This is a genomic window from Aliiroseovarius sp. CAU 1755 (assembly GCF_054482655.1).
Genome location: NZ_JBTLRH010000003.1, coordinates 134,170 through 160,254, shown reverse-complemented (window position 1 = coordinate 160,254; position 26,085 = coordinate 134,170). Strand labels below are relative to the sequence as shown.

The following is a 26,085-nucleotide window of genomic DNA, read 5'->3' as shown; positions in this document are numbered from 1 at the left end:
TAGGGTTGTGTTTGAGTAGGATAATTTACTTCACGTTGCTTTCGGAGGCTCGAAGACTGGCATGAGATCAATTCGATCGGACATAATCACCTGCTTGCCGGCATGTTCGAAATTCACCGTGACTTTGCCGCCAATATTGGACTGCACCTGCCCCAACCCCCAATCCGGCTGTTGGGGGTGACGCACCAACATGCCCGGTTCCAGCAACGCTCCTAAACTCATCCCGTTTTCCCTTTCAAGGCACACCCCATGACAAAACAAGACCGCGACCTGACGGCACTGATCGGATCTCGTATCTGCCATGACCTTATCAGCCCTTTGGGGGCCATCGGCAATGGCGTTGAGCTTTTGCAGCTATCAGGCATGGCCGATAGTCCGGAAATGGCCTTGATCGCGGAAAGCGTGACAAACGCAAACCTGCGCATCCGGTATTTCCGCGTTGCATTCGGGGCCGCGCCGGACAACCAGATGATCGCCGAAAACGAGATTCGCGCTACTTTGGCCCCCGGCGTGGATGGTCGCAAGATCGAGATTGACTGGCAGCCGAACGGGGATCAACCGCGCACAGCCGTCAAGCTGGCTTTCTTGCTGCTGCAATGTTTTGAAACGGCGATGCCATGGGGCGGCCAGATTAGTGTCGTCAGCGACGGCAACCATTGGCAAATCCGCGGCGAAGCGAACAAACTAAAAATCGAGCCTGACCTTTGGGCGATGTTGTCGACGCCGCAACCCAACACGGATGTGCCACCCGCACAGGTGCATTTCGCGCTGGTCGCCCCAGAGCTTGCCCGGCAGGGTCGCACGGCCGGTGTGACGATCGCGGATCATTCGATCAGCGTCGAGTTCTAGGTCGTCTTAAGCCCGGACCGTCCCGTCGCCTTCGACCAGATACTTGAACGATGTCAGCTGCGCCGCCCCAACGGGCCCGCGCGCATGCATCTTGCCGGTCGCGATGCCGATCTCGGCGCCCATGCCAAATTCGCCCCCATCCGCAAACTGGGTCGAGGCATTTCGCATCAGGATCGCACTGTCGAGTCGGGTGAAAAACCGCGCCGCTGTGGCGTCATTCTCGGTCAGGATCGCGTCGGTATGGGACGAGGAATAGCGGTTGATATGCTCAATCGCACCGTCCACATCCGCGACGACCTTGGCGGCAATGATGCTGTCCAGAAACTCCTTGCCCCAGTCATCCTCGGTCGCGGCAAGCGTGCCGGTCAGCCCCTCGCCCGCGTGAACCTCGACCCCGGCCGCCATCAAATCGTCCAGCACCTTTTGACCAAGCGCAACCGCGTCCTTGTGGATCAGCAAACACTCTGCCGCGCCACAAATCCCAGTCCGTCGTGTCTTGGCATTCATCACCACACGCGCGGTTTTGTCGGGGTCGGCGTCCTTGTCGATATAGACATGCACGATGCCTTCCAGATGGGCAAACACCGGCACACGCGCCTCGCGCTGCACCAAGCCAACAAGACCTTTGCCACCGCGCGGCACGATCACGTCGATATAATCGGTCATGGTCAGCATCTCGCTGACTGCCGCCCGGTCACGGGTCGGCACACGCTGGATGGCATCTTCGGGAAGATCGGCGGCCCGCAGCCCGTCCTGCAAACACGCGTGGATCAGACCCGCAGAATGGAAGCTTTCCGACCCGCCGCGCAGGATCACGGCATTGCCCGCTTTCAAACACAGCGCCCCCGCATCCGCCGTCACGTTCGGGCGGCTTTCATAGATCACGCCAATGACGCCCAACGGTGTGCGCACACGCTTGATGTGCAGTCCCGAGGGACGATCCCATTCTTCCAGAACTTCGCCCACCGGATCGGCCTGCCCCGCCACGGCGCGAAGGCCGTCACACATCCCTTTGATGCGATCCTCGTCCAACATCAGACGGTCCATCATCGCAGGCGACAGTCCTTTGTCGCGGCCAAAGGCCATGTCTTTTTCATTGGCCGCGATGATCTCGGCCCGCCGGTCCCAACAGGCATCCGCCGCCGCCAGCAGTGCTTTTTCTTTGGCCTCGGCAGGCGCGAAGGCAAGCACCTTGGCCGCATCACGCGCGCGGCGTCCGATCTTTGTCATCATGGCCTTGATGTCTTCGCTCATTGGTCTGTCTCCAATATTCATGCTTTTGGCCGCTACAGCGCCATGTCGTCGCGATGGATCAGGGCTGCACGGCCCGGATAGCCCAGAATGGCCTCGATCTGGTCGGATCGCTTGCCCTGAATGGCGCGCGCTTCTTCGGCGGTATAGCGGCTCAGCCCTGCGCCCAGATGGGTGCCATCGGTGCTGTGAATTTCGACCGGGTCCCCGCGTTGGAAGCTTCCGCGCACTTGGGCCACACCTGCGGGCAACAGCGATTTCCCGGACTTGAGCGCCGCCACGGCACCCGTATCAACCACCACCGCCCCGCGTGATTTCATCGAAGCAATCCAGTGTTTGCGCGCCGCTTTCGGGTCCGTGCGGGCGGTGAACAAGGTGGACGCCGCCCCCCCAGCTAAAGCGGTCAGCGGGGACATACGTGACCCCAGCGTGATCGTCATATCGCACCCCGCGCCCGTCGCGGTTTTCGCCGCCATCACCTTGGTTTTCATGCCGCCTTTGGACAGTCCCGTTCCGGCATCACCCGCCATCGCCTCAATCTCGGACGTGATGGTGTCAATCACGTCATAACGCGTGGCCGAGGGATCATCCTTTGGGTTGCCGGAATAAAATCCGTCCACATCGGACAGAAGCACCAGGTGGTCCGCGCCGACCGTGACGGCCACCTGAGCGGCCAGGCGGTCATTGTCGCCAAAGCGGATTTCATCCGTCGCGACCGTGTCGTTTTCGTTCACGATGGGCACAACGCCCAGTGACAACAGCGTCTCCAACGTCGCGCGGGTGTTCAGGTAACGACGGCGATCCGCGCTGTCTTCCAGCGTCACAAGCACCTGTGCGGTGGTCGCGCCCAAGGGGGCCAAAGCCTCTTCATAGGCGCGCGCCAGCCGGATTTGCCCGACTGCGGCAGCCGCTTGTGATTGCTCCAGAGACAAGGTGCCAGCCGGCAAGCCCAGCACGCCGCGCCCCAATGCGATGGACCCGGACGAGACCAGCACAACATCCGCCCCGCGCGCCTTCAGCGCCGCCACATCAGTGGCCAGAGACTGCAACCAATTAGACTTCAACGCGCCCGTTTTGGCGTCGACCAAAAGCGCCGAGCCGATCTTGACGACGATTCGTTTGGCGTCTGTCAGGGCCGCCACGTCTCTTCCTCCTCTACGGGTTTTTGGCGGATGCGGTCCTCGGAAATCTCTTTGCGAAGCGCGCGCAGAACCTCGACGGTGCCTTGCTGGGCGACGCCGGACATCAGCATGACAGGCCCGGCAACGGCCTCAAGTGCTTTGCGTTTTTCTTCCCGTTCTTCATCGTCCAGCGCGTCAATCTTGTTCAGGACTGTCACGCGCGGCTTGCCGCCCAAAATGTCGCCATAGGCTTCGATCTCGGTGAGGATGGTCTGCCAATCTTCGACAACATCCTCGGACGTGCCATCCACAAGATGCAACAGGACCGAGCAGCGTTCGACGTGACCAAGGAACAGATCGCCTAGGCCCCGCCCCTCGCTTGCCCCTTCGATCAGACCCGGAATATCCGCGACGACAAATTCGGCGTTGTCCACGCCAACCACACCCAGATTGGGGTGCAGCGTGGTAAATGGATAATCCGCAATCTTCGGTCGCGCGTTCGATGTGGCCGCCAGAAAGGTCGATTTGCCCGCGTTCGGCAGACCCAACAGGCCCACATCGGCGATCAGCTTCAGGCGCAGCCAGATGGTGCGTTCGACACCCTCCTGCCCCGGATTGGCGCGGCGTGGTGCGCGGTTGGTCGAGCTGGTGAAATGCAGGTTGCCAAAGCCGCCATTGCCCCCCTTGGCCAGCACGAAGCGCTGCCCGACTTCGGTCATATCGGCGATCACGGTTTCTTGGTCTTCGTCCAAGATCTCGGTCCCGACGGGCACACGCAACACGATGTCGTCACCATCCGGGCCGGTGCGTTGTTTGCCCATGCCGGGGCGTCCGTTGCCCGCGAAGAAGTGCTGTTGATAGCGGAAATCGATCAGCGTGTTCAGACCATCGACCACTTCGACGATCACATCGCCGCCGCGTCCACCATCACCCCCATCAGGGCCACCATATTCGATGTATTTCTCGCGCCGAAACGACACGCAGCCGCCGCCGCCGGAGCCCGAGCGGATATAGACCTTTGCGAGATCGAGAAACTTCATGGGGCATGCGCCTTTTCTTGTTGTGACACTGGCGATAGAGGGAAATGAGCCGAGGCTCAAGAGTTGAGGGCCGTTTGGGGCGTTATCAAACCCGCGTAAGTGGCGGTCGTGGCAATTGGAAGCAACGAAGCGGAAAATCACCGCCGCGCGCTTTGCATGTGCCTATCGTTGGCTCGACCTCGTGAAAGCCCAGCTTATCAAGAACCCGCACCGATGCGGGATTGTCGTCATATGCCGAGGCTTTAATCACGTCCCAGTCATATTGTGCCCAGACATGGTCCAGCAGCGCACGCGCCATTTCGGTCGCAAACCCTTGGCCCCAATGGGCGCGCGCGAACATATAGCCTAGTTCAGGCCCGTCATCATACATCGACAGCGCGCCCATGATCCCGACGATTTCGCCTTTGCAAAACACCGGCCCCGCCATGCCATGCGCCGCGTTGATCGGAACGCACCGTGTTTTGGTGTAGGCGCGATCGGCGGGCCACGGCCAACTTGACGTCATCCGCACCACCTCGAAATCAGAGACGACGGCGTGGAACCCGTCAAGGTCCGTGGGTTGCGCGCGACGCATCATCAACCGGTCGGTGACAAGCCGCGTCATCATCGAGATGCCGCCCACATATCACGGGTCAATTCAGCCTTAACAAGCTTGACTTCAATACCTTGCGAGACGCAATTAACATCTTCGACGACACCCGTGTCACGAAATCCTAGCCTGTGCAGCACAGACTTGGACGCCACGTTTCCTTCGAAATACCCGGACCCGATTTGGTCGATATCCTGCTGCTGAAAGGCCCAGTTGACCAGCGCCGACGCAGCTTCGCCCATCACCCCGCGCCCTTGATGGGCACGACCCAGCCAATAGCCAAGCGTCGGGTCCAGACCGACCACACCCAGCACCTGACCCGCCTCTTCAATTGCCAATCCACCCAGCGGCGAGGTGTCGGCAAGATGCGCGAGGAACCCGTTGAAATCTGCCAACGTGTAAGGATGGGGAACAACCGTCAGCCAACGCGCCACCTCGTAATCATCCAGCAGGCGCACCACCGCGTCTCCGTCCGCAGGCCTTAGAGGACGGAGCGAGAACCGCTCCGTTCTGATATTGATTTCACGTGACATGGCAATGCGTTACACCATCTTCCTGATGTAGGTCCAGGTAGGCACATTGGTGTTGCGTGCCACCGAATGGCTTTCGGCGTCGCCAATATATTCAAACCCTGCATGGGTCAGCACCCGCGCCGAGGCCGGGCTGTCCTGAAACACCTCGGCAAAGATCGAGCTGTTATCTTGCGGGTTGGCCGCCACAAGCGCCTGCACGGCTTCGGACGCGATCCCCGCGTTCCAGAACGCTGGCGCGACCCAATAGCCAAGCTGCGACTGGCCGCGATCCAAGTGGTTCAGGCTGATCACACCCAACACCTCGCGTTGATCGCCCTGCGCGCCGTCCATGACCCAGACGTCTTCCGTGCGGGCAGGATCCAGGGCGCGTTCGACAAAGGCTTCGGTGACGCCGTCCGGCAAGGGATGTGGGATCGATCGCGACCCGCGCGCGACCCGTTCGTCACCCGCATAGAGCGAGATCATACCCGTATCAGACCGGCGCACCGGGCGCAGGACGAAACGATCCGCCTGAATGCGGGGTTGTGTCAGAATCTGTTCATGCTTCACGGCTTTCCCTCCTCTGAAAAGCGCAAGATGCACTGACCTTCATCAGCCCATGGGCCCCTCATACCTAACGATATGGCGGGGTTTACGACCAAAATGTGAAATCCTCGTGAAGGGCAGATAGTCACTTGATACAAAAAGAAAAGGGGCCGGCTATCACAGCCGGCCCCTGGTTTTTCACAACCTTGTCAGGTTCGGCTTACTCAGCGGCCTCCGCGACCGGGAGAACCGAAATAAAGGTGCGGCCCTTCAGGCCCTTGTGGAACTGGACATGCCCTTCGGCAGTCGCGAAGATCGTGTGATCCTTGCCCATGCCCACATTGGCGCCCGGCCACATTTTGGTGCCGCGCTGACGCACGATGATGTTGCCTGGGATGACCGACTGACCACCGAAAATCTTGACGCCAAGACGACGACCGGCTGAGTCGCGGCCGTTACGGGATGAACCGCCTGCTTTTTTATGTGCCATGCTATCTCTCCTTAGCTCAGATTAGGCCAGTGTCTTGGCCTGCTCAACCCACTCGGGCTTAACCTTGACGGCTTCAAAGCTGTCAACGTCAACGGCCGCAAGTTGGGCGAAGGTGGTGATGCCAGCGTCGGCCAGCTTCTTGGCGGCGGCCGGGCCGACACCAGTGATTGCGGTCAGATCGTCTGCTGCGGCGCCTTCCGCTTTTGCGGCTTTCGCAGGTGCGGCTTTCTTCGGAGCGGCTTTCTTGGCCGGAGCAGCCGCAACAGCTGCGCCACCCGAAACCGAACCTGCACCGATGGCAGCTTTCACGCCCGATTTGTCGGCACCCTTTTCAAGGATGTCCGTCACGCGCAAGAGCGTCAGTTGCTGACGGTGACCCTTGGTGCGCTTCGAGCTGTGCTTACGGCGACGCTTCACGAAGTGAATGACTTTTTCGCCTTTGATCTGGTCGATGATTTCAGCCTGCACGCCAGCACCGGCAACGGTGGGGGTGCCGACGGTTGCACCAACCATCAGAATCTCATTGAACTGGACTGTTTCGCCAGCATCAGCTGCCAGCTTTTCGACACGCAGAACGTCCCCAGCTTGGACCTTATACTGCTTGCCGCCGGTCTTCAAAACCGCAAACATTTGATCTTCCTTCATATTCCGCGTCCTGTGGCCCCGGAAAAACCGGTGTTTGACGAAGGGATGATCCCTTCACTTGCCTCGAACGGCGCGCCCCGATGGGCAAAGTTAAAGCTCCCACACGGGAAATTCCCGGTAAGAGTGGCGGCTTATCGGGTGATTTCGCCCATAAGTCAAGACGGTTTCCGGACTTTTCCGGCAGTTTCGCCAAGGGTCGAACGGGGCCTCGAACCGGGGATCGTGCAGGCGTTACGTCGCGAATTGAGAGGTGACCGCGCGCGGTGCACACCCCCTTGCAGGCTTGAGCGGGACATATTAGGCCAAGTAGGTGCTTGTCTACACAGGACATGCACCAAATAACGCGACGTAAAGACCCCGAGGAACCCGTCATGCTGCCCCTGAACACCAACCAGATCCCTGCCATGTTCAACCGGGCCATCGGGCTGGCACGGTCCGGCAAGCCACATGACGCGCTGGATGTTTTGGCCAAGCTGCGCAAACTTGCCCCCAAGCGGGCTGAGATCCCCTTCCATATGGGACAAATCCACCTGAAGCTGGGCCAGAACCAAGAGGCGACAGATCTGTTGGCGCAGGCCGTTCAACTGGCCCCGGGCGAACTGACTGTCTGGCGCGCCTATGCTGCGGCCATCACAGCACTTGGAAGCTCGCGCGCACGTGGCGAGGCCCGCAAGCTGTTGAAATCCGCCAAGCTGCCTGCGGCAGAGCGCAAGGCCATCGCGCAGGCTTTCGCCGCCAATCAGACCAGCAGCACGCGCCAGTCCAGCAAAGTCACTCCCACAGAGATCGAGGCGCTGGTCTCGGGTGTGAATGCCGGTCGCATCGCCGAGGTCGAGGCCGAAGCCCGCGCGCTGATCGCCAGCCGCGGCAAGAGCGAGATCCTGTCCACCATTCATGGCGCTGCATTGGCGCAACTGGGCCAGTTGCAAGACGCCGAGGCCGCCTTCAAGACCGCGCTTTCCATCGACCCGGATTACGGCGAAGCCGCCGCGCAGCTAGGTCAACTTTTGCTGGCCCAGAACCGCCGCGCCGAAGCCAAGACCCACCTGCTGCACGCGCGTCGACTGATCCCGCATAACCCGATTGTGCTGGGCAATCTGGGCAAGCTCTACAACGATATCAACGCGCCGCGTCATGCAAAGGACTGCCTTGACCTCTTGCTGAAGCAAGACCCTGACAATCGCCTTGCGTTGTTGATCCGGGCGCAGGCCGCGCTGTCGCTGGAAGAGGCCGCACAGGCGCAGGCCGATCTTGATCACCTCGAAACCCTGGCACCGGCTACCGGCGAGACACTTGCGCTTGGCGCGGTTGCGCGCAAGCTGTTGGGCGACGACGACAGCGCGCGCGCGATGATCGACGCGGCCTTGAAAAAAGACCCCGACAGCCTGCGCGTTGTCACCATTGCAGCCAACATGCTGCACCAAAGCGGCGCGTTTGACGAAGCGGATCGCTTGCTGCGTGACGCGCTTGCACGTGGGGTGCGGTCGGGCGCGATCTACAGGATGCTGACGCAAGGCAAGAGACTGCCTCTGGAAGACCCTGTCGTGGCTGAGATGCAGAACCTCTGGGACCGCCCCGACCTGCCCGATGACAGTCGCATGGACCTTGGCTACGGGCTGGTCAAAGTCATGGAGGACGCCAAGGACTATGACGCCGCATGGACCTATCTGGATCGATCCAACCAGATCATGCGCCAGCATTACCCGCATGACGCAGAGAAGGCCCAACGCGACTTCGACCGGTTCCATGCGTTTTTGAAGGGGTTTGATCGCGACCGGATCGGAACGGTCGGTTTTCAGGACAACCAGACGATCTTCATCACCGGCCTGCCCCGGTCCGGCACGACCTTGGTCGAACAGATCTTGGCCAGCCACACGACCGTCACGGGCGGTGACGAGTTGGGGATCTTCCACCCGATGGCATTCGAAGCCGTGGCAACCACAGACAAGACCGGTGGCACCATTGCCGACATGACCCCCGCGCAGCTTGACCAATTGGGGCGCGCCTATCAGGCGGCCATCGACACACGGCTTCCGGACGCGGACCGGATCACGGACAAAACCATTTCGACCTATCAGATTGCCCCCTTGGCGTGGCTGGCGTTGCCCAATGCCAAGATTGTCGCGCTGCGCCGCGATCCGCGCGACAACCTGTGGTCGATGCTCAAGAACCGCTTCGTGGCGGGGCTGCATCTGTATACCTATTCGCAGACTGATCTTGTCGACACCTACCGGCTGTATACCGAATACCTCGCCCTATGGCGCAAGATGGCACCGGATCGGATCTACGAAATCGAATACGAAGCGCTGGTCGCCAACCCCGAACAGGAGGTGCGCAAACTGCTTGCCTTTTGCGACCTTGACTGGGAAGACGCCTGCCTGAATTTCCACCAGACGGACCGCGAGGTCAAAACCCTGTCGCTGGCGCAAGTGCGCCAACCGCTTTACAGCTCGTCAGTTGGAAAATGGCGTCGTTATGCGCCCCATCTGAAGGACATGATCGAGGGGTTGAAAGGTCTGGAGGGCGTGCCGGAGGACTGACCGGCCTCTGCGACGGACCCTTGATCAAAGTATGGGCAAGCGCGCGGGTCTATAGCTCTTGCTGGCTGCTGAATTCGCCAACCGCGCGCCCCAGATCCGCAGATATCCGCAGATACATCTTATCAAACGCCGCAAAGATCGCATGGTTCAGCGCCTGCCCCGCATCGGTTTCCGAAAACGCGACATAGGCGTCCAGAACCTCTTCGGACACGGGGTCGTAGGCGGTGGTCAGAAAGGCAAACAGCCATTCCGATGTGTCTTGGCGAATTTCCACCTCTTCGGCCCAGACTTCGGCCAGGATCTGCTGATCTGTCATCCGTTCAGCGGCAACCGGATGGGCGTCCGTCATGGCCCTGAGAAACGCATAGTTTGAATTGAGCGCCCCAACCACGTTGCGTTCGATCAGGTCGTTGACCTCGACGAAGTGAAGGATCGCGTCCTCATGGGCGGTCAGTGCCAGACCGTTCAGCCATGCGCTGCGCGCCCGGTCTTCTACATCAGCATCCAAAAAGGCGCGCCGGACCGACACCTCCAACACGACGACGTTCTGCACCGACTGCGCGGAATAGAAGTCGCACAACGCATCCAGATGGGTGGGGTTCAGGGCCGCCAGCATCTCGCGCTGCAGGTCACGCTGCAAGCGGTCCATCTCGTAGATTTGTTCAAGCCGCTGCGTCCACGCCTGCCCGCCGGGCCGCCCCAGCAAGTCAACGTCAGAGGCCAGCGCAAGGGTGAAGCCTTCTTCGCGCATGATGACAACAAGGTCGTCCAGATGCAGAAGGCTCCAAAGTCGTTCAAAGTCCTGCGGCACGGTCTGCGCGCTGCCATGCGTGGGTGTCGCACTTTGGGGACCCGCCACGCCGGGATGGGTCAGCCCAAGTCCGATGGCAAATGGAACCACTGCGACCTTCACCAAAAAGAGGCGCAGCCAACAGATCACAATTCCTGCTCCGGGCTCAGGTCAGCCAGCCGGCTTGCAAGCGCCTCATACCGATCAGCCATGATCTGGTATTGGACCGCGTTCAGGATCTCATAGACCTGCCCCATTTGCGGGTCTTGCAGTGCCGACAGATAATCGATCAGTTCGCTGTCCGTCAGGTCGCGATAGGCATAAGCGTTTGAAATCAGGGTGTTCACTTCGATCCCTTCGCGCATCTGCCCGGCTTGTTCCATCAGCATCAGGCGCAGATCCTCTTCGCTGATGTCGAAATCACTCGCCCCGGCCGCGACTGCCGCCATCAGATAGCGCACCTGTATCTCCACGATCGAGCGGATCGCGGTCTCGGTCGACCCGATGGCGTCACTCATCGCGCGAAACAAGTCGACACGGATGCTGCCCTCATCAATCAGTTTGCCGGCCAGCGTCTCTCCCTCGGCGTATTTTTTCTCGTCATCGGCCATGTGGCTTTCATTTTCCACCGCGACGACACGTTGCCCCAGATCGCTGCCGTAAAAATCCACCCCGTGGTCCAGCAAAGGATCGGGCATGACGGCTGCCAGCATTTCGACCGCGTCGTCAATCATCTCGTCTGGATCGAAGATCTCTTCGGCCAGCTTGGTCCATTGCTTGCCGAACACCTCTGGGTCTTCGCCAGTCAGGGCCGGGCCCGCCATTGCGCCCAACTGGATCGAGGCGATGGCCACATCAAACCCTGTGACCTTCAGGAATTCCCTGATCTTCCCGTCCTCAGCCGCCTGCGCCCCCGATACGGTCCAGACCAGTGTAAATAGAACGGCAAAGAAAGGGGCTAATCTGTTAAGTCTCATAGGCTTAGTCGTCCTTTCGGAACTTTGATGCATCCGCAGACTAGACTTGACACCCCGGACTGCCAAGCCCTGCCCGGTCACGAAAGTGACAGTCGGCGGGGAAATGAGCAAAAAAATGGGTTGCACTAGTTGCGCGGTCGAATTATCCCCCCTCAAGACCCCCGCGGAGAGGTGCCGGAGTGGTCGAACGGGGCGGTCTCGAAAACCGTTGTGGGTGCAAGCCTACCCAGGGTTCGAATCCCTGTCTCTCCGCCACTTACCTTTGTAAGTATCTATTATTAAATAGAATTTTAGCTCAACTAAATCAAGATCCCCCAAACCATCCCCCAGGATGACTCTTGTGTGTTTGGTGGCATTGGATTGGGAATGAAGCCTGGACAACTCTGCGAGACAGTAAATCCCGGCCCATTCCGGACTTCAGGGCCAATGCTGGATGCTGCAGTGGCAGCCCGCAAAGCGGACATTCGTTTAGGCTATAGCCATGCTCTCCTCGCGGCCCGATGCCATCAATTCCATTCCGGCACCGGACCATCCTCAAAAAGATAAGCGAACAGCCGCTGAAGGTAGGCATAGAGCTCATCGTCACTCGCAAACTCAATATCGACATTCTCTTCATAAACTAGAGCATTTAACTGCCGCGAGATTAGGACGTGCTCAAAGTTGCGCTTCAGGCGTTCAGACCACTCGGATTTTTCTGCGGTGACCTGTCGTAGTTTGCCTGGGTCATATGTGTTGCCTCCGCAATACAGCCTAATATCTTGCAGGAACGCTTGTGTTTTCAGATCGCACATCAATTCAGGCTATTAGGCATCGGCCCATCCCCAAACAGGAAGCTATCCAGACCCGCAACCCAATTCCGAAGCTCATCAGCGTTCGTGAAACCGTAGTTTATATCTTTGCTCGCAACTGCAACTGACCAATTTTCGTCAGAGATCAGGCCTGCAAGATTTCTCCTGAATGCGGCGGAAAACTCAGGATCATCTTTCAAGAGTTCCTTCAATGCTTCAGGGTCATATGAATCCGCAGCAAGATAACAGAGGAAATTGTCATAAAATTCTTTATTTGGCATATGCTTATCTCTTGTTTGGATAGAGCGTATATAGTTCGACTGAACCGTCTGGTCGCAGAGTATACACCGCGATGATTGTCCCACCCTCAAATTTCACATCTACCGGGCGAGCGCCACTATCGCCGAATTCACCGATCCTTTCGACCCCTTCAACACGTCTAGCAAAATCAGGCTCCAAGGTATCTTCGATGGGAACCTCAACCCTGAAGCGACGGACGGGTTTTACCGGGCGGGCAGGTGCAGCATTCAGAGCATCTGTGAAATCTGCTCTCCGCTGGATGGTGGCGTCAGCAGCCACATAATCCGCTTCTGAAGTTATCCGAGATGCTGTTACCGGAGGCCGATGCTCTTGGCCAACATGGACACCATCAGACCTTGAGCCTGTCATCGGATCGAAACCACGCAGAACCCGATCCTCTAGCATCTGCCGCGTCACCGCTCCTTCATGCCGTTGTGGCCCGTGCCCTTGGGCCTCCAGCTCTGCAAAACGGCTCGCATTGAGCGCGTCCACCTCGCGGCGACGCGCGTTGATCATATCATCCAACCGAGTGCGACCAGCACGCAAGGCGTTCAGGGCCGCTGTCGGCCGTAAACGGGTCAGGTTGATCCCAAGCTTTGCGGCCCCCGCCGTGAAGGCCGTCCCACCAAGAAGCACCGACGCATCAAGGTAGGCCACGTCTTCGTAGGCGCGCAGCAAGGCCTCTTCACTGTTCAGGCCCAGGCGGTATTCAATGTCAAGCAAACGAAGCTCAGCGTGCTGCGCCTCGAACTAGGCGACCGCCTCCTCGGCGATCTGCTCGGCCGTTTCACGGTCCAGTTCCGCCAATCGCTCCAGCGCATCAAGGATATTCTGGCGCGCGGTCAGCCGCTCCTGTTCTTCCTCTTCTGTGCTGACACCAAACAGACGCCGGTATCCGAGATAGGAAAAAAGGAGCACATCATAGAGGCCAGTGACCGTGCCAACCAATGCGTCCCCACCGGCACTGGCGAGACCTCTGCCTTGTGCATCCGATATGCGATCCGCCAGGTCCGGCGACACCGGACGGCCTGTCAGAATAATTTGACCGTTGATGATGGCCGGTTCTGCGTAGCATCGGCAGTTGTGCGCTTCACCCGGCAAACCATCCGGAAAGCCGTGATCCCGCGGAAATACGCGGTCATCCCGCTCGGCATGGCTGGACCGGACCTTTGAATTGTCCGCTGACCACTAGATGTAATGTGTGACGCCCGCTGCCCGTTGCCGTGCTTCATTCAATTCGTTCTCAAACCGACGCAACAGCCAAGCTTCCGTCGATGCGATGTCCACTTCGATCAGAGACGCTATCTCGGCCCTGTTATGCCGGTTCTTCGAGAAGGTCGAGTGATCCGGAACCCGATCAGCTAGGTCGAGCCGGCAAAACCAGCGATACGCGAGGTTCAAATGCACCTCCTCGCAGAGGCGTCGCACGGACCGGATACCGAAACAGTAGCCGACCAGGAGCATGCGGATCTGCAGTTCGGGATCGGCAGACGGACGGCTGGTGTGACTGTAAAAACCCGCAAGATGGGCGCGGATGCTGCTCAGGTCGACGAACCGATCGATGGATCGCAGCAGATGATCTTGGGGGACGTGATCCTCCAGCGAGAACTCGTAAAACAGCGCCGCTTGTGCTTCTTGTTGCGGTCCCAAAATCGCCAAACCTCCCCTCAACTACAGGAATTGAATCAGCAAGCCAGACCCCGATCAAGGACGAGTTTTTCAACGAAATAAGCCCATAGTTACGGATGCTGCACTATGTATGAATGGCAGCAGACTGCAAAGTTTTGGCAAAAGTTCGCAGTATTGCCTTCTTCTGGCACTAACGATGTAAACGTTGGATGTGTGCAAGTGCTGCCGAATGAACACGGCATACACTCCAATACTTGAGCGTCAGATATCATCACCGGACGGGGTTTCATCTGACGTCCAGCCATATTTGCGCAACCATGCCTCGGTATAGGCAATATCTTCGTGCGTGTGGATGTCGATGCTGCCGGAATTTGGAACGCCCTTGATCCGTTGCCCCATGAAGTCCCAAGGTTGCTGACCTTGTGCTTCGGGACCGAAACAGGATGAAACCCTGAGCACCCAAAACGTGTGGTCGATAAACAGCGCCGGTTCGAGATCTTGCCGGTTTGTCGAGATTGGGCCTTCGGTTTCCAAAAACGGCACCAGATTTCCATCCGGGCCAGCCTTCTTGGTGCGCAGGGGATGATATTCATTTCGTTCTTCGACCGTGACCACGGAATCGAGTTCGGGGTTGTCGATAAGTTGCTGGATGCAATGATCCACCAGACCCGGGCGATGCGTGCCGACATTGCAAAGAAACACGACCAGAATCTCGGGCTTTTTCCCTTCCGCTTCAAGCACGGACAGTGCATGCGCGAGGGCATCTTTGTGCTGAGAGGTTGGCAGCGCAAGTTCTTCGGGGCGGTCGATGATCTTCAATCCCATCTCACGCCCAACGTCTTTCAGCTTCTCGCCATCGGTGGACAGGTAGACTTCGTCAATCAATTTCGATTGATTTGCCATCAAAGCCGCGTAACTCATCAAGGGGCGTCCCAAGACTTCGATGACATTTTTGTCGGGGATGGAGACACTTCCCCCGCGTCCAGTCAAAAGTCCAACAATCATCGTTTTCTCCTGTCTTTTTTCAATCGCATCATGACCTGTTTCCGGGGCATGTTGAACGGCTGATTTTACTTAAATTGGCGAAGGCTTTCGCCCAGATGCTTAGGTTCCAGTATTGTTTGATGCCGGTCCTCAGGCAGTTTCGCCCATTGCTCTGCGTCGCCATACCCATAGGCTGCATGCAACACGGTCATTGCCGTGCAAGTTTCATATAGCTCCAGCGGGGCTTTCGCTTGATCCTCGATCAAGACGAACTTCTGCTGCAAGCCACCATTGGCTTTCAGGATGCGACCAATCTGTTGCGACTTTCCAAGCCCGACATTGTCATACAATCCATTGAAATCACGAGAGTAAATTTTCTGCTCGTCAAATGGAAGGTTGGCCATTTTCAGGAAAGAAATCACAGCGGCCTTGTCCCGGGCTGTGCAAATATAGGTGTCGAACAATTCTGTGGAATCCCGCATCGCCTCGACCGCTTCGTTATAGGCGGTAAACAACCTAACATAGCGATTTTCGAGCAGGTATTGCAGGTCGCGGCGCGTGCCATAAAATGTGGTGTTGAACTTGCGGGATTTATCTTCATCCACCAAGACATCAAAGGCTTCCCAATACGCCTTGGACGAAGAAAAGTGGCGATTTGAGCGCACGAAATATTCAATCTGATAGAGGTAATCCTTCCCGTCCACGACATAGGGACGGTACGGTCGCAATGCTTCGGTCAGCGCGTCGACTTCTCCACTTTCCAGCGTTGTTTCCACAACATGCCGAGAAAGCGCTGGAAGGGTCCCCTCAAGCAATTGCATGGCAAAATGACTGACGGTTGCACACTCATACAGCGAGTTGCACACGACTCCGTCAAAATCCCAGATGCAAATCATGATGTTCCCTCCGGTGCCACATTATTCAACAGGATTGGTAGGGCCGCGATGCATTTTTCAGTCGCTCCGGCATGCGTCTGCAAGAAATCGCGTGTGGCGTTGGTGAACTTCAGCGCATCCCAACGGTCGGCAAGAAAATCGAGGGTAAAGGTCTCCAACTCTTCTATTGTTTCGCATTGCGTCAGAACACCAGCTTCGATCGCTTCCACCGATGGATATTCGATGTTCCAGGTGTAGGGGCCCACGACCACTGGTTTGCCCAGCAGCAGCGGCTCAATCACATTGTGGGATCCGCGCGGATGGAAGCTTCTGCCGACCACAACCATATCTGATAGGGCAAGATAGAAGAACATTTCACCAAGTGAGTTGCCGACAATCACTTCGATATCGTCAAGCGTCAGATTTTCTTTCTCTGAAAGGTCTGCATCCAGCCAATCGCTGCGCGCACAGGCCCGCAGGCCATAGCTATTCAAACTTTGGGTCAGTCCAGAAAAACGCTCGGGTTCGCGCGGGACATAGATGAAAAGAGGTTTGGTTTCAGTATCCTCAACGCGCTCCAGCATATGTTTCATATAGCTGAAGTGAAGATCCTCTTCTTCCGCGACCGCGCTGGTCAGTGCAATGACTTTGCGATTGGCAAATCCGGCCGACGCCTTAAGCTCATTGGCTGCTGCCAGATGATGTTTTGGCACGGGTTGGTCAAAACGAAGCTCGCCGGTGACGGCGATGTTCTTGATGCCCACTGCATGAAAGCGATCCTTGTGAAGGCTCGATTTCACCATCATGCCAGAAAGCTCACGCATGACGCCGGAACGTATGCCAAAAAGCTTTCGGTCCAATTCAACGCTCCGGCTTGAAAACAGGCCATTGCATAGAAAAAGAGGCACCCTTTGCCTGCGGCTTGCTGAAATCATGCGTGGCCAGATGTCGGCCTCGACGATAAGCCCGTATTTCGGGGCAAAAGCTTTAAAAAACCGTGAGAACACCCAATCGAACTCGAAGGGTACATAAACAGCTTTCAACCGTCCCGTTGCCATATCTTCTGCAAACAGTGACTGGGACGTGCGCCGCCCTGCAGGAGTGAAGTGGGTAATGATCACCCTTTCCCCCTGTGCAAGCAGCGCCCGGACTAGGGGTGCTACAGCAATGGTCTCGCCCATAGATACGGCATGAATCCAAACTGATGAGGACATGCCGAGATCCTGATATGAACCAAAACGCTCGGCCAGATGCTCTCTATATTCCCGGTCCTTGCGGCCGCGCAGGAACAAATATCCAAGAGCAAATGGAAATAACAGAACCCAGATCAAGGTGTATAATATATGAGTGAGATACAGCTTAATTGCGGGTCTTGATTTTTTCATCTTATGGATTTGCCAGCCTCGTTTAACATAGGGCCGTGAAGGATTGTTGGCTCATTATCAGGTTTTTTTCGTTGCGGACAGTCGAGAAATCAAGTCCTCCACTATTGATCAAGCGGGGATTCATTCCCGCGATGAAGGATCCCAACAACAAGCCAATATAAGTTTGGGACGAAACACTCTCTCATCTTGGCAGGCAGCTGGATGCGGTTTTGGCTTTGTTGGGCCGGATGCAGGAAAAATTGCAAGTCTATCCTGAAGCACAACGCAACGAGATTCATTTGATCATTAACGTTTTCGACGGCCGCACGGGAGTAGTGAGGACGTCCGGATCAATCTCTGTTTCCATCTGAGCAATGACCGCCTCGATATCCTCGAACTCGCCATTCGAATCCAAACGAGTGAGCATCCATACAAGCCCGCAGAGTTGTCGATTTACCGATGGATCCAGCACATAGGGGCCCATAGGAAGGTTTGTGCTTAGGCTCCACTCACGGCGGCAAAGGACAGCAATGCTTTCCTTGCCACGCAACCCCGCCACGACAATGCGGATCTTCTCCTCCGATGAATAGGTTTGCCGCGTTTTGCGGCGGCTATTCTTGACCACCTTGTCGGCAGCGTCTTTCGATGTGGCAGGCTTCCTCGTCATCTCGATCTCCTAATCGTTAAGATGAACAAGAAATCCTGCCTTATTTGATCCTCCCCCACTGAAATGGTCCTCCGCTATGTTTAGGAAAACGGAGCAAACACATGGCCAACAAGCGACCAAAGCCGGAAGAGACTGTCACGAAGCTACGGCAGGTTAAGGTTCTGACGGGGCAAGGGGTGCCACGTCTGGATGCGATCCGGCAGATTGGTGTGACTGAACAAACGTATTACCGCTGGAAGAAGAAGTACGGTGGAATGGGCACGGACCAATTGAAGGAACTGAAGCGCCTGCAGAAAGAGAATGAGCGATTACGCAAGGCTGTTTCTGATCTAACGCTGGACAAGCTTATCTTGGCGGAGGCTGCAAAGGGAAACTTCTAAGCCCCGCTCGTCGCCGTGCTCGCATTGATCGTGTTCGTGCTGAGCTGAATGTCTCGGAACGCCGCGCTTGTCGCGTTCTGAGACAACACCGATCCACGCAGCGCAAATTGCCCACCGGTCGCCCGGATGAAGACAGGTTGGTGGCGGACATGATCGAGCTGACCCGGCAATATGGCCGATACGTTTATCGTCGGATCGCCGCTTTGCTGAGAGATGCTGGCTGGCATGTAAACGAAAAACGGGTCGAAAGGCGATGAGGAAGACGCAGACGAAAATGCCGCCAAGAAAAAAGCGGTGCTGGACATTCTTGGTTCCGAGGCAAGACTGCGCAGCAAACGCGACCTCATCGAGGAATTCATAGAGTCCTACATGCCGCAGATGCGATCTGTTGATGAAACCAGAGATACCTTTAATGACTACTGGGAGCGCAAGCGATCCGAGGCTTTTGAAAGGATCTGTCGAGAGGAAGACCTGGATGCGGAGGCATTCAGCGCACTCATTGAGGCCTACCCTTCAATGAGCAGATGGGTGATATCGGCGACGCTTAGGCTACTTTGAGTTATTAACAACTGAACATTATTGAGGTTACTTTGCAGGAAGACAAATTCAGAAAGTGGTTATCCGAGGGCGGTGCGAATACCGAAAAGGGCCTCGACACTCGCATTTACGCGGTCAAGACAATCGAACGACAATTAGGCGCATTGGGATTTGATTGGCAGGATCTCGATCAAGCCTGGAAAGACGGTGGCTTTGATCAAATACGCGACCGCCTTAACCGGATCCGAGAAGATGCAAAGTCCGGCGGTGAGGACTTTCGAATTCTCTTTCCAAAATCCGAAAAGCCGCTTGGCCGTCTCTCAAGTTGGCGGAGCTGGTTGGCGCAATATGGCCGCTATCTGGCCGGCGATCCTCCTGGGCAGGCGCGCGATGCCGACCGGATCAGGCTATATGTTCTGGAACACTACATCGAGACTGCACGCGAACGCGGCGACGTCGCTGTCGACATCCTCGTGCGCGATGTGAATGAAGCTCTGGGCCTCTATCAAGCCTGGCCGAACATCTGTCAGGCTATTTCTGGCCCGATCTTTCAGGAAATTGCAGAGGTGACGGAGCCAGAGCGAATCGGAGCAAATCAAAGTTCCGCCACGATTTTCCGGTTTCATTTGAACGACGCCATGATTAACCGCGCAGTTCTTGAACAAATGCGAACCGTTTTCCTCAAAGAATGCCCAGACTTTCGAAAGTTTTCGGATCCCGGCGGCGGCTGGGCGAAGCGTGAAGGCGACTACAAGGTCGCTGCTTCCAAAAAGGTTCAGCAAGCAAGGCGTCAAAGCACCGAGGAAATAGAATTCGGTCAACAAGTATACGAAATCTTGAAAAACGCAGCACCTGACGGACCTTTAGTGCGGTGGCAGACGGAGGACTCAGTCAGAAAAATCGACAATGACCTGCTTGCCGATCTTTACTCTGCGGTCGGGAGGCTGGTCCGTTCGGAAGAACCCATCGATCTCGCCCTTGCTGAGGCTTTCCGCGAGCTCGAGCAGTTGCGTGCACGAGGCGCAACCACCCTGACCTTCGGCGAGCGGATCAATATCCTTACATCAGCCGCCGCTATGGCGCGACCCAGTGAAGTTGCGCCGTTCAAGATCACGGCGATCAATGGTGCATGGAAAGCGCTCACCGGCGCACCACTTTTCGTCGAATCCAAGTTCGACGCAATGCGAGACTATGCACGGCTGAAGTCCGGCTTTGAAGAGATGCTTGCCGTAATGCGAGACGACTGGGGTTGGGAACCCCAAAACTGGCTCGACGTTCAGGGGTTTTTATGGATCGCGATGGAAGGTGGATCGGAGTTCAATGCAATGCCTAAAGAAGTGAGTAATCCGGAGCCGGCCGCGCACCATTCCCCCGCCCCGACGAACCTGATCCTTTACGGACCACCAGGCACCGGCAAGACCTATGCGACGGCCGGGGAAGCCTTGAAGCTTTGCGGAGAAATCGTTCAGGAAGGCCGCGCTCAGGTCATGGCGGCTTACGCACGCCTCTGCGCAGAAAAGCGGATCGAATTCGTCACTTTCCACCAATCGATGTCATACGAGGATTTTGTCGAAGGGCGACAACCGATGACTGACGAGGCGGGCGACGACAGCAACGGGACAGGGTTCCGACTGGAAACGGTGCCAGGCGTCTTCCGCCGAATTGCCCGTCGCGCAGAGGCGAGTAAGGGGGGCACCCGGGACGACCACAGGATCACTCTGCAAGGGCGCCAAGTATTCAAGATGTCCCTTGGTGAGGCTGCCAACCCCGATGGCGCACATCTTTTCGATGATGCAATCGAAGGCGGCTATGCGATATTCGGGTTTGAGGACATCGATTGGTCGGACCCAAAATTCTCTGATCCGAATGAGATCTTGGCTGCTTGTCGGCAATTCGGCGAACGCGAAGGGCCTGTGACGCGGCAGTCCGGGCAAGTCAAATTGACAGACGTCTTTCGCAACAAGTTGAAGGTCGGCGACATCATCATTGTGTCCAAGGGCAACAAGCTGTTTCGAGCCATTGGAGAAGTCACCGGCGAGTATGAACGGCATGGACGGGAAGAAGGCGATTATGGGCATCGTCGCTCGGTGCGCTGGCTATGGATCGATGATGCAGGAGTTGCGGCCGAAGAGATCTATAAAGCCAATTTTATTCAACCGACAATCTACAGATTGAAGCGCGACTTTCTCAACATCCCGGCACTTGAGCGCTATGCAAACAGTCAATTGGAAAATGGTGACAGCGATCCTGAGCAATTCGTTCTGATCATCGACGAGATCAACCGGGCGAATATCTCCAAAGTTTTCGGCGAGCTCATCACACTCCTGGAACCCGACAAACGCCTTGGTCAACCAAACCAGATCAAAGTGCGCCTGCCCTATTCTGGCGATGATTTCGGTGTGCCGTCCAACCTGCACATCCTTGGCACCATGAACACCGCCGACCGGTCTATCGCGCTTTTGGATACGGCATTACGGCGGAGGTTCGAGTTCCGTGAGCTAATGCCGGAGCCGGTTTTTCTTGCCGATGCGGCACAGCAATGCGGCATTGACCTTACTCGCTTGTTGCAGGCCCTCAACGACCGGATCGAATACCTTTACGACCGCGAACACCAGATCGGCCATGCTTATTTCATCCAATGCAAAACCAAGGCGGCTGTTGACGCGGTCATGCGCGACCGGATCATCCCGCTGTTGGCAGAATATTTCTTCGAGGATTGGGCCAAGGTTGCAGCGGTTCTGGGCGATGCAGACTCAGCAGATGGTGAGATCAACGGTGGTTTCCTGAAACGCACGCGCCTGAAGGCCCCTCCGGGTATGGAAGACGATGAAGACGCAGTGCGGTTTCGCTGGTCCGTCCGTTCAGGGCCGTTCTCCTATGATAAACTGCTAAGCGCGTGATCCGCCGCACCATCCTTGAATGGCAACGCCTTCCTTACGGCGATGGGCCGGATCAGATCCCTGCGGGGGCTGCGTCCGGCCTTGCCGTCGCCGCTGCGGCGTCAAGTTTTGCTGGCCGCGGTGGCGACGGCGTGCTGGAGCATGGACGCAAATCGTTACGCGCGCGTGGGATTGTGGGCGTTCTGGCGACGCCTGACGCACAGCTGGAGATCCTGCCGAAGATCGACGCCCCGGGAGAGAACGATGCGGCAAGCGACACTGTCTTGCGCCATCGTCTTGTGCACATGCTCGGGGTTGCTCTCAACCTGCGCATTGACGAGGCGGGTATCGCGCGACTCGGTCTGCAAAGTGATAGTTTACTCGAAATCCTTATCCGCCTGTTCTCCACTCGTTTGCTGAACACGGTTCGCAATGGCATGCCTCGCCAATATCTGGCTCGGTCCGACGACCTCCCGGCCCTGCGGGGGCGGCTGAACACGACGCGGCAGTTCTCGGTTCTTGCGACGCATCCGGAGCGTCTTGCCTGCGACTTCGATGAATTGTCGGCTGACATCCCGCTGAACCAGGTAATGAAGGCCACCGTTACGCACCTGTCGCGGCTGGCACGAGCCAGCGACAACCAGCGCATCCTGAGGGAACTGGCCTTTGCTTATGCAGGCATTTCGAACCTGACGTTGGCCGAGTTGAATTGGGACGGGATCACTCTTGATCGGACCAACCAGCGGTGGGGCGACCTACTGTCGCTCGCCAGGCTTTTGCTGGGTGGACACTATCAGAAAACCAGCAGCGGGCGAACGGGAGGCCACGCCCTCTTGTTCGAGATGAACTTGCTTTTCGAAGAGTATGTCGCGCGGCTACTGAAAAACGCGCTGGCGGGCACAGAATTGCGCGTGTCAACGCAGGGTGGTCACCGATCGTGCCTCTATGACGGGGACGTAGGACGATTCAGAACAAAGCCGGACATCATCATCCGGCGCGGAAGCGAGATCGCAATGATCATCGACACAAAGTGGAAACGGATGACGCCCAGGATCGACGATCCCAAGCAGGGCGTAAGCCAAGGCGACGTCTATCAGTTGATGGCATACAGCCAACTCTATGGTTGCCAGCAGACCATGCTGCTTTATCCGCACCATACCGGTCTCGGGGACGAACCTGAAAACCGTGGTTATTCTATTGCTGAGCAGGACAGCCCAAATACTCTGACGCTGTCGACGATTGATGTGACAGCACCGGCTGTAAGTTGTGCTCAGGCATTGCGTAGGCTGGTGGGCACAAGGCTTTTGTCGACTGCTTCCCTTTGAGTGGTCTACGGACCGTCAGGCTATACTGAACTCCAGGACTGGCACCAACGGAGCAACTGTGACACTTTACTGTGACACCCCTGCCCGCTTTCGATGCCGATTTCGCGCATTTTTGGCGTCATTGACCCTTTTTTACTAGTCTCTCAATACCCGCCACACGTTCAAAAACGGTCTCGAAAACCGTTGAGCCTTCACGGGTTCCCAGGGTTCGAATCCCTGTCTCTCCGCCACTTTTCCCTTGGAAAACATGGCAATCCGGGCCGTCTGGGCTGACAGGCGGGGGCGCTTGCAGCGACTAGGCGCGCCGCGCTGGGGCGGTCTAGCTTGTGTCATTCCAAACCCTTGGCAATCCGAGCTTTCGTTATGGGATCAGATAGGTATCCTGTGGCGATACCTGCGGAAAGGGATTGAGCATGGGGCTATTGCAAGACGGGAAATGGGTCGACCAGTGGTATGACACGTCACAAACCGGCGGTCGGTTCAAACGAAAAGCCCCACAGTTCCGCAATTGGATCACGCCGGATGGATCCGCCGGGCCCAGTGGCCGCAGCGGGTTCACGGCGCAACCGGACCGCTATCATCTTTATGTGTCGCTGGCGTGCCCCTGGGCGCACCGAACACTGATCTTTCGCGCCTTGAAGGGGCTTGAGGACATGATCTCGGTGTCTGTGGTTCACTGGCTGATGGCAGAGCATGGATGGACCTTCGACACCTGCGACGGCACCATTCCCGACACGGTGAACAATGCGCGCTATATGCACCAGATTTACACGACCGCTCAGCCTGACTATTCCGGGCGCGTGACGGTGCCGGTTTTGTGGGACAGGCAGACAGGCACCATCGTGTCCAACGAAAGCTCCGAGATCATCCGCATGTTCAATACCGCCTTTGATGCGGTGGGCGCACAGCCGGGCGACTTCTACCCCGTCGCCCTGCGCCCCGAGATTGACGCCCTGAACGACCGCATCTACTCCACCGTGAACAACGGCGTCTACAAGGCCGGTTTCGCCACCACGCAAGAGGCCTATGAAGAGGCCATCGCCCCACTTTTCGAGACACTTGACTGGCTCGAAGCCCGATTGGATCGGCAGAGGTATCTGACCGGGTCCGCCCCCACCGAAGCGGATTGGCGGTTGTTTACCACCTTGCTTCGCTTTGATCCGGTCTATGTCGGGCACTTCAAATGCAACATCCGAAGGATTGCCGATTACCCCAATCTATCGGCCTATCTGCGCGATCTGTATCAGCAGCCGCGCATCGTTGAGACCGTCAATATGGAGCATATCAAAGCCCATTATTACGCAAGCCACGCGACGATCAATCCCAGTGGCGTGGTGCCTGTTGGGCCGGAGCAGGACCTGCACGCACCGCATGACCGGGCGCGATTTGACGGGGCGACTTAAGCGCGGCAGCTCTGCCCTGTCAGACTTGGCCCAACTGTCGTGATCAGAACGGCGCTTCCAGATCGCTCAACCGGACATAGACGGTTTTCAACTCCGAATAATGTTCAATCGCGGCTTTTGCGTTCTCGCGTCCAACGCCCGAGGCTTTGGTGCCGCCAAACGGTGCCTCGACCGGCGCGTCATTGTAGGTGTTGATGTAGCAGGTGCCCGCCTCGAACCCCGCCACAACACGGTGCGCGCGGGTCAGGTCGTTGGTGAAGACACCGGCGGCCAGACCGAATTCGGTGTCATTGGCGCGCGCCATGACCTCATCTTCGGTGTCGAAATCGAGCACGGACATGACGGGGCCGAAAATCTCTTCCCGCGCGATGGTCATGTCGTCGGTCACGTCGGCGAAGACGGTGGGCTTCATATAAAAGCCCTCGCCGTCGATCCGTTCGCCACCATAGACCAGCCGCGCGCCTTCCTCTTTGCCATTCTCGACATAGGTCATGACGATGTTCAGCTGCCCCTGGCTGACCATCGGGCCGAAACTGGTGTTGGGGTCAAGTGGGTCGCCAATGACCGCCCCGTCCAGCCGTTCAGCCAGACGTTTCAAGAAAGCCTCTTTGATGCCTTTCTGCACGAACACCCGCGTGCCGTTGGAACAGACCTGCCCGGAGGAATAGAAGTTGCCCAAAATGGCCCCCGACACCGCGTTTTCCACATTCGCATCATCAAAGACGATCATCGGGGACTTACCGCCAAGCTCCATCGTGACGTGTTTCATTTCGGCGGCGGCGGCGGCATAGACCTTCTTGCCCGTCGGCACGGACCCGGTCAGCGACACCTTGGCCACGCGCGGGTCAGTCACCAGGGCGCCGCCAACTTCACCATAGCCTTGCACGACATTGAAAATGCCCGCAGGTGCGCCGGCCTCCATCAGGATCTCGGCCACTTTGAGCGCCGAGAGCGGCGTCATCTCGGACGGTTTGAAAACAGAGGTGTTGCCGCAGGCCAGAGCCGGTGCGGCCTTCCAGCAGGCGATCTGGGTGGGATAATTCCACGCGCCAATGCCGACACAAACGCCAAGCGCCTCGCGCCGCGTATAGACGAAATCGCCATTTGCCATTGGAATATGCTCGCCCGTCAGGCTGCCGGCCAGCCCGCCGAAATACTCCAGCGCATCCGCGCCCGATGTCGCGTCAGCCACGCTGGTTTCCTGATAGGGTTTGCCGGTGTCGAGTGTTTCCAGAACCGACAGGTCATGGTTGCGTTCGCGCATGATATCCGCGGCGCGGCGCAGGATACGACCCCGTTCCGTCCCGGTCATCGCCGCCCAATCGGCCTGCGCCGACTTCGCCGCATCAAGCGCCTTGTCTATGATCGCGGGGGTCGCCGAATGAAGCTTGGCGATCACCTCGCCGGTTGCGGGAAAAACCACGTCGATCTGCGTGCCGTCCGTGTCCTCGACATATTCGCCGCCGATGAAATGGCTTGCTTTGGGTTGCGCTCTCATGCCGTTGCCTTTCTGCAAAGCGCGGTGTCGGGGGGCGTGGCCCGCCGGGAATCGCGCGCATTCGTGGAATTTCGCGCAGTGTCGCAGGATGGGCCGCAAAGGGCCA

At 57.4% G+C, this 26,085-nt stretch carries 25 protein-coding genes, 1 tRNA gene and 3 pseudogenes; 8 read left to right on the top strand and 21 right to left on the bottom strand.

Annotation, left to right across the window (positions count from 1 at the left end; translation table 11 throughout):
- Positions 1-30 precede the first annotated feature (30 nt).
- Positions 31-222 (bottom strand): DUF3553 domain-containing protein, encoded by a 192-nt coding sequence (locus ACXYMP_RS12715; RefSeq protein WP_248365008.1) that lies wholly within the window; start codon positions 220-222, stop codon positions 31-33.
- Positions 223-249: 27 nt separating this feature from the next.
- Here ACXYMP_RS12715 and ACXYMP_RS12710 point away from each other — a divergent pair, with 27 nt between their 5' ends.
- The gene (locus ACXYMP_RS12710) at positions 250-849 is read left to right on the top strand and encodes a histidine phosphotransferase family protein (RefSeq protein ID WP_458906755.1); all 600 of its coding nucleotides are present in this window, start codon (positions 250-252) and stop codon (positions 847-849) included.
- A gap of 6 nt (positions 850-855) precedes the next feature.
- Here ACXYMP_RS12710 and ACXYMP_RS12705 read toward each other — a convergent pair whose 3' ends face one another.
- The 8 genes from ACXYMP_RS12705 to ACXYMP_RS12670 form a co-directional block, all read right to left on the bottom strand.
- Positions 856-2,103: a glutamate-5-semialdehyde dehydrogenase gene (locus ACXYMP_RS12705; RefSeq protein ID WP_458906753.1), complete on the bottom strand. Its 1,248-nt coding sequence runs from the start codon at positions 2,101-2,103 to the stop codon at positions 856-858.
- Between the two features lie 32 nt (positions 2,104-2,135).
- The gene (gene proB, locus ACXYMP_RS12700; protein ID WP_458906751.1) at positions 2,136-3,242 is read right to left on the bottom strand and encodes a glutamate 5-kinase; all 1,107 of its coding nucleotides are present in this window, start codon (positions 3,240-3,242) and stop codon (positions 2,136-2,138) included.
- On the bottom strand, positions 3,230-4,261 hold the full coding sequence (obgE, locus tag ACXYMP_RS12695; RefSeq protein ID WP_248365013.1) for a GTPase ObgE: 1,032 nt from the start codon (positions 4,259-4,261) through the stop codon (positions 3,230-3,232). The genes proB and obgE overlap by 13 nt, the downstream gene beginning before the upstream one ends.
- An 85-nt stretch (positions 4,262-4,346) precedes the next feature.
- Positions 4,347-4,868 carry a GNAT family N-acetyltransferase gene (locus ACXYMP_RS12690; protein ID WP_458906748.1) on the bottom strand — a complete coding sequence of 174 codons (522 nt, stop codon included), beginning with the start codon at positions 4,866-4,868 and terminating at the stop codon, positions 4,347-4,349.
- Entirely contained in the window at positions 4,865-5,383 is a 519-nt protein-coding gene (locus ACXYMP_RS12685) for a GNAT family N-acetyltransferase (protein ID WP_458906746.1), read from the bottom strand. The genes ACXYMP_RS12690 and ACXYMP_RS12685 overlap by 4 nt, the downstream gene beginning before the upstream one ends.
- Before the next feature lie 9 nt (positions 5,384-5,392).
- Complete coding sequence (locus ACXYMP_RS12680; RefSeq protein WP_298570994.1) at positions 5,393-5,932, bottom strand: GNAT family N-acetyltransferase; 540 nt, start codon at positions 5,930-5,932, stop codon at positions 5,393-5,395.
- Between the two features lie 196 nt (positions 5,933-6,128).
- Positions 6,129-6,398, bottom strand: a complete 270-nt coding sequence (gene rpmA / locus ACXYMP_RS12675; RefSeq protein ID WP_298570995.1) for a 50S ribosomal protein L27 — start codon at positions 6,396-6,398, stop codon at positions 6,129-6,131.
- A 21-nt stretch (positions 6,399-6,419) separates the two neighbouring features.
- On the bottom strand, positions 6,420-7,028 hold the full coding sequence (locus ACXYMP_RS12670) for a 50S ribosomal protein L21 (protein WP_458907346.1): 609 nt from the start codon (positions 7,026-7,028) through the stop codon (positions 6,420-6,422).
- A 386-nt stretch (positions 7,029-7,414) separates the two neighbouring features.
- Between ACXYMP_RS12670 and ACXYMP_RS12665 the strand changes: the two genes are divergently transcribed.
- Positions 7,415-9,583: a tetratricopeptide repeat-containing sulfotransferase family protein gene (locus ACXYMP_RS12665; protein ID WP_458906743.1), complete on the top strand. Its 2,169-nt coding sequence runs from the start codon at positions 7,415-7,417 to the stop codon at positions 9,581-9,583.
- 49 nt (positions 9,584-9,632) lie between these two features.
- On the opposite strand, the gene ACXYMP_RS12660 is transcribed toward ACXYMP_RS12665, so the two are convergent.
- Positions 9,633-10,523 (bottom strand): hypothetical protein, encoded by an 891-nt coding sequence (locus ACXYMP_RS12660; protein WP_458906741.1) that lies wholly within the window; start codon positions 10,521-10,523, stop codon positions 9,633-9,635.
- Positions 10,520-11,350 (bottom strand): DUF2059 domain-containing protein, encoded by an 831-nt coding sequence (locus ACXYMP_RS12655; RefSeq protein WP_458906739.1) that lies wholly within the window; start codon positions 11,348-11,350, stop codon positions 10,520-10,522. Before ACXYMP_RS12655 ends, ACXYMP_RS12660 begins: the two co-directional genes overlap by 4 nt.
- Before the next feature lie 165 nt (positions 11,351-11,515).
- Here ACXYMP_RS12655 and ACXYMP_RS12650 point away from each other — a divergent pair.
- Positions 11,516-11,605, top strand: a tRNA-Ser gene (locus ACXYMP_RS12650).
- 251 nt (positions 11,606-11,856) lie between these two features.
- Here ACXYMP_RS12650 and ACXYMP_RS12645 read toward each other — a convergent pair.
- The 9 genes and pseudogenes from ACXYMP_RS12645 to ACXYMP_RS12605 form a co-directional block, all read right to left on the bottom strand.
- On the bottom strand, positions 11,857-12,141 hold the full coding sequence (locus ACXYMP_RS12645) for a hypothetical protein (RefSeq protein WP_458906737.1): 285 nt from the start codon (positions 12,139-12,141) through the stop codon (positions 11,857-11,859).
- Entirely contained in the window at positions 12,141-12,419 is a 279-nt protein-coding gene (locus ACXYMP_RS12640) for a hypothetical protein (RefSeq protein WP_458906735.1), read from the bottom strand. The genes ACXYMP_RS12645 and ACXYMP_RS12640 overlap by 1 nt, the downstream gene beginning before the upstream one ends.
- A 4-nt stretch (positions 12,420-12,423) precedes the next feature.
- Complete coding sequence (locus tag ACXYMP_RS12635) at positions 12,424-13,161, bottom strand: hypothetical protein (protein ID WP_458906733.1); 738 nt, start codon at positions 13,159-13,161, stop codon at positions 12,424-12,426.
- Positions 13,162-13,188: 27 nt separating this feature from the next.
- Positions 13,189-13,539, bottom strand: a complete 351-nt coding sequence (locus tag ACXYMP_RS12630; protein WP_458906731.1) for a hypothetical protein — start codon at positions 13,537-13,539, stop codon at positions 13,189-13,191.
- A gap of 189 nt (positions 13,540-13,728) precedes the next feature.
- A pseudogene (locus tag ACXYMP_RS12625) lies at positions 13,729-14,091 on the bottom strand (transposase); the annotation flags it as partial.
- Between the two features lie 237 nt (positions 14,092-14,328).
- Positions 14,329-15,072 carry an acylneuraminate cytidylyltransferase family protein gene (locus ACXYMP_RS12620; protein ID WP_298571005.1) on the bottom strand — a complete coding sequence of 248 codons (744 nt, stop codon included), beginning with the start codon at positions 15,070-15,072 and terminating at the stop codon, positions 14,329-14,331.
- 65 nt (positions 15,073-15,137) lie between these two features.
- Positions 15,138-15,827, bottom strand: a complete 690-nt coding sequence (locus ACXYMP_RS12615) for a hypothetical protein (RefSeq protein ID WP_458906729.1) — start codon at positions 15,825-15,827, stop codon at positions 15,138-15,140.
- Positions 15,828-15,943: 116 nt separating this feature from the next.
- On the bottom strand, positions 15,944-17,257 hold the full coding sequence (locus ACXYMP_RS12610) for a 3-deoxy-D-manno-octulosonic acid transferase (protein WP_458906727.1): 1,314 nt from the start codon (positions 17,255-17,257) through the stop codon (positions 15,944-15,946).
- 541 nt (positions 17,258-17,798) lie between these two features.
- Positions 17,799-17,957: pseudogene (locus tag ACXYMP_RS12605) on the bottom strand (IS3 family transposase); the annotation flags it as partial.
- A 101-nt stretch (positions 17,958-18,058) separates the two neighbouring features.
- Between ACXYMP_RS12605 and ACXYMP_RS12600 the strand changes: the two are divergent.
- The 5 genes and pseudogenes from ACXYMP_RS12600 to ACXYMP_RS12580 all read left to right on the top strand — a co-directional run.
- Positions 18,059-18,638 (top strand): annotated as a pseudogene (locus ACXYMP_RS12600) (transposase); the annotation flags it as partial.
- 2 nt (positions 18,639-18,640) lie between these two features.
- Positions 18,641-18,895 carry a type I restriction endonuclease subunit R, EcoR124 family gene (locus ACXYMP_RS12595; protein ID WP_458907344.1) on the top strand — a complete coding sequence of 85 codons (255 nt, stop codon included), beginning with the start codon at positions 18,641-18,643 and terminating at the stop codon, positions 18,893-18,895.
- Positions 18,896-18,927: 32 nt separating this feature from the next.
- Positions 18,928-21,774: an AAA family ATPase gene (locus ACXYMP_RS12590; RefSeq protein WP_458906725.1), complete on the top strand. Its 2,847-nt coding sequence runs from the start codon at positions 18,928-18,930 to the stop codon at positions 21,772-21,774.
- Positions 21,771-23,078 carry an McrC family protein gene (locus ACXYMP_RS12585; protein ID WP_458906723.1) on the top strand — a complete coding sequence of 436 codons (1,308 nt, stop codon included), beginning with the start codon at positions 21,771-21,773 and terminating at the stop codon, positions 23,076-23,078. The genes ACXYMP_RS12590 and ACXYMP_RS12585 overlap by 4 nt, the downstream gene beginning before the upstream one ends.
- Before the next feature lie 413 nt (positions 23,079-23,491).
- On the top strand, positions 23,492-24,481 hold the full coding sequence (locus tag ACXYMP_RS12580) for a glutathione S-transferase family protein (protein ID WP_458906721.1): 990 nt from the start codon (positions 23,492-23,494) through the stop codon (positions 24,479-24,481).
- A 43-nt stretch (positions 24,482-24,524) separates the two neighbouring features.
- Here ACXYMP_RS12580 and betB read toward each other — a convergent pair whose 3' ends face one another.
- Positions 24,525-25,979 (bottom strand): betaine-aldehyde dehydrogenase, encoded by a 1,455-nt coding sequence (gene betB / locus ACXYMP_RS12575; RefSeq protein WP_458906719.1) that lies wholly within the window; start codon positions 25,977-25,979, stop codon positions 24,525-24,527.
- Between the last annotated feature and the right edge of the window lie 106 nt (positions 25,980-26,085).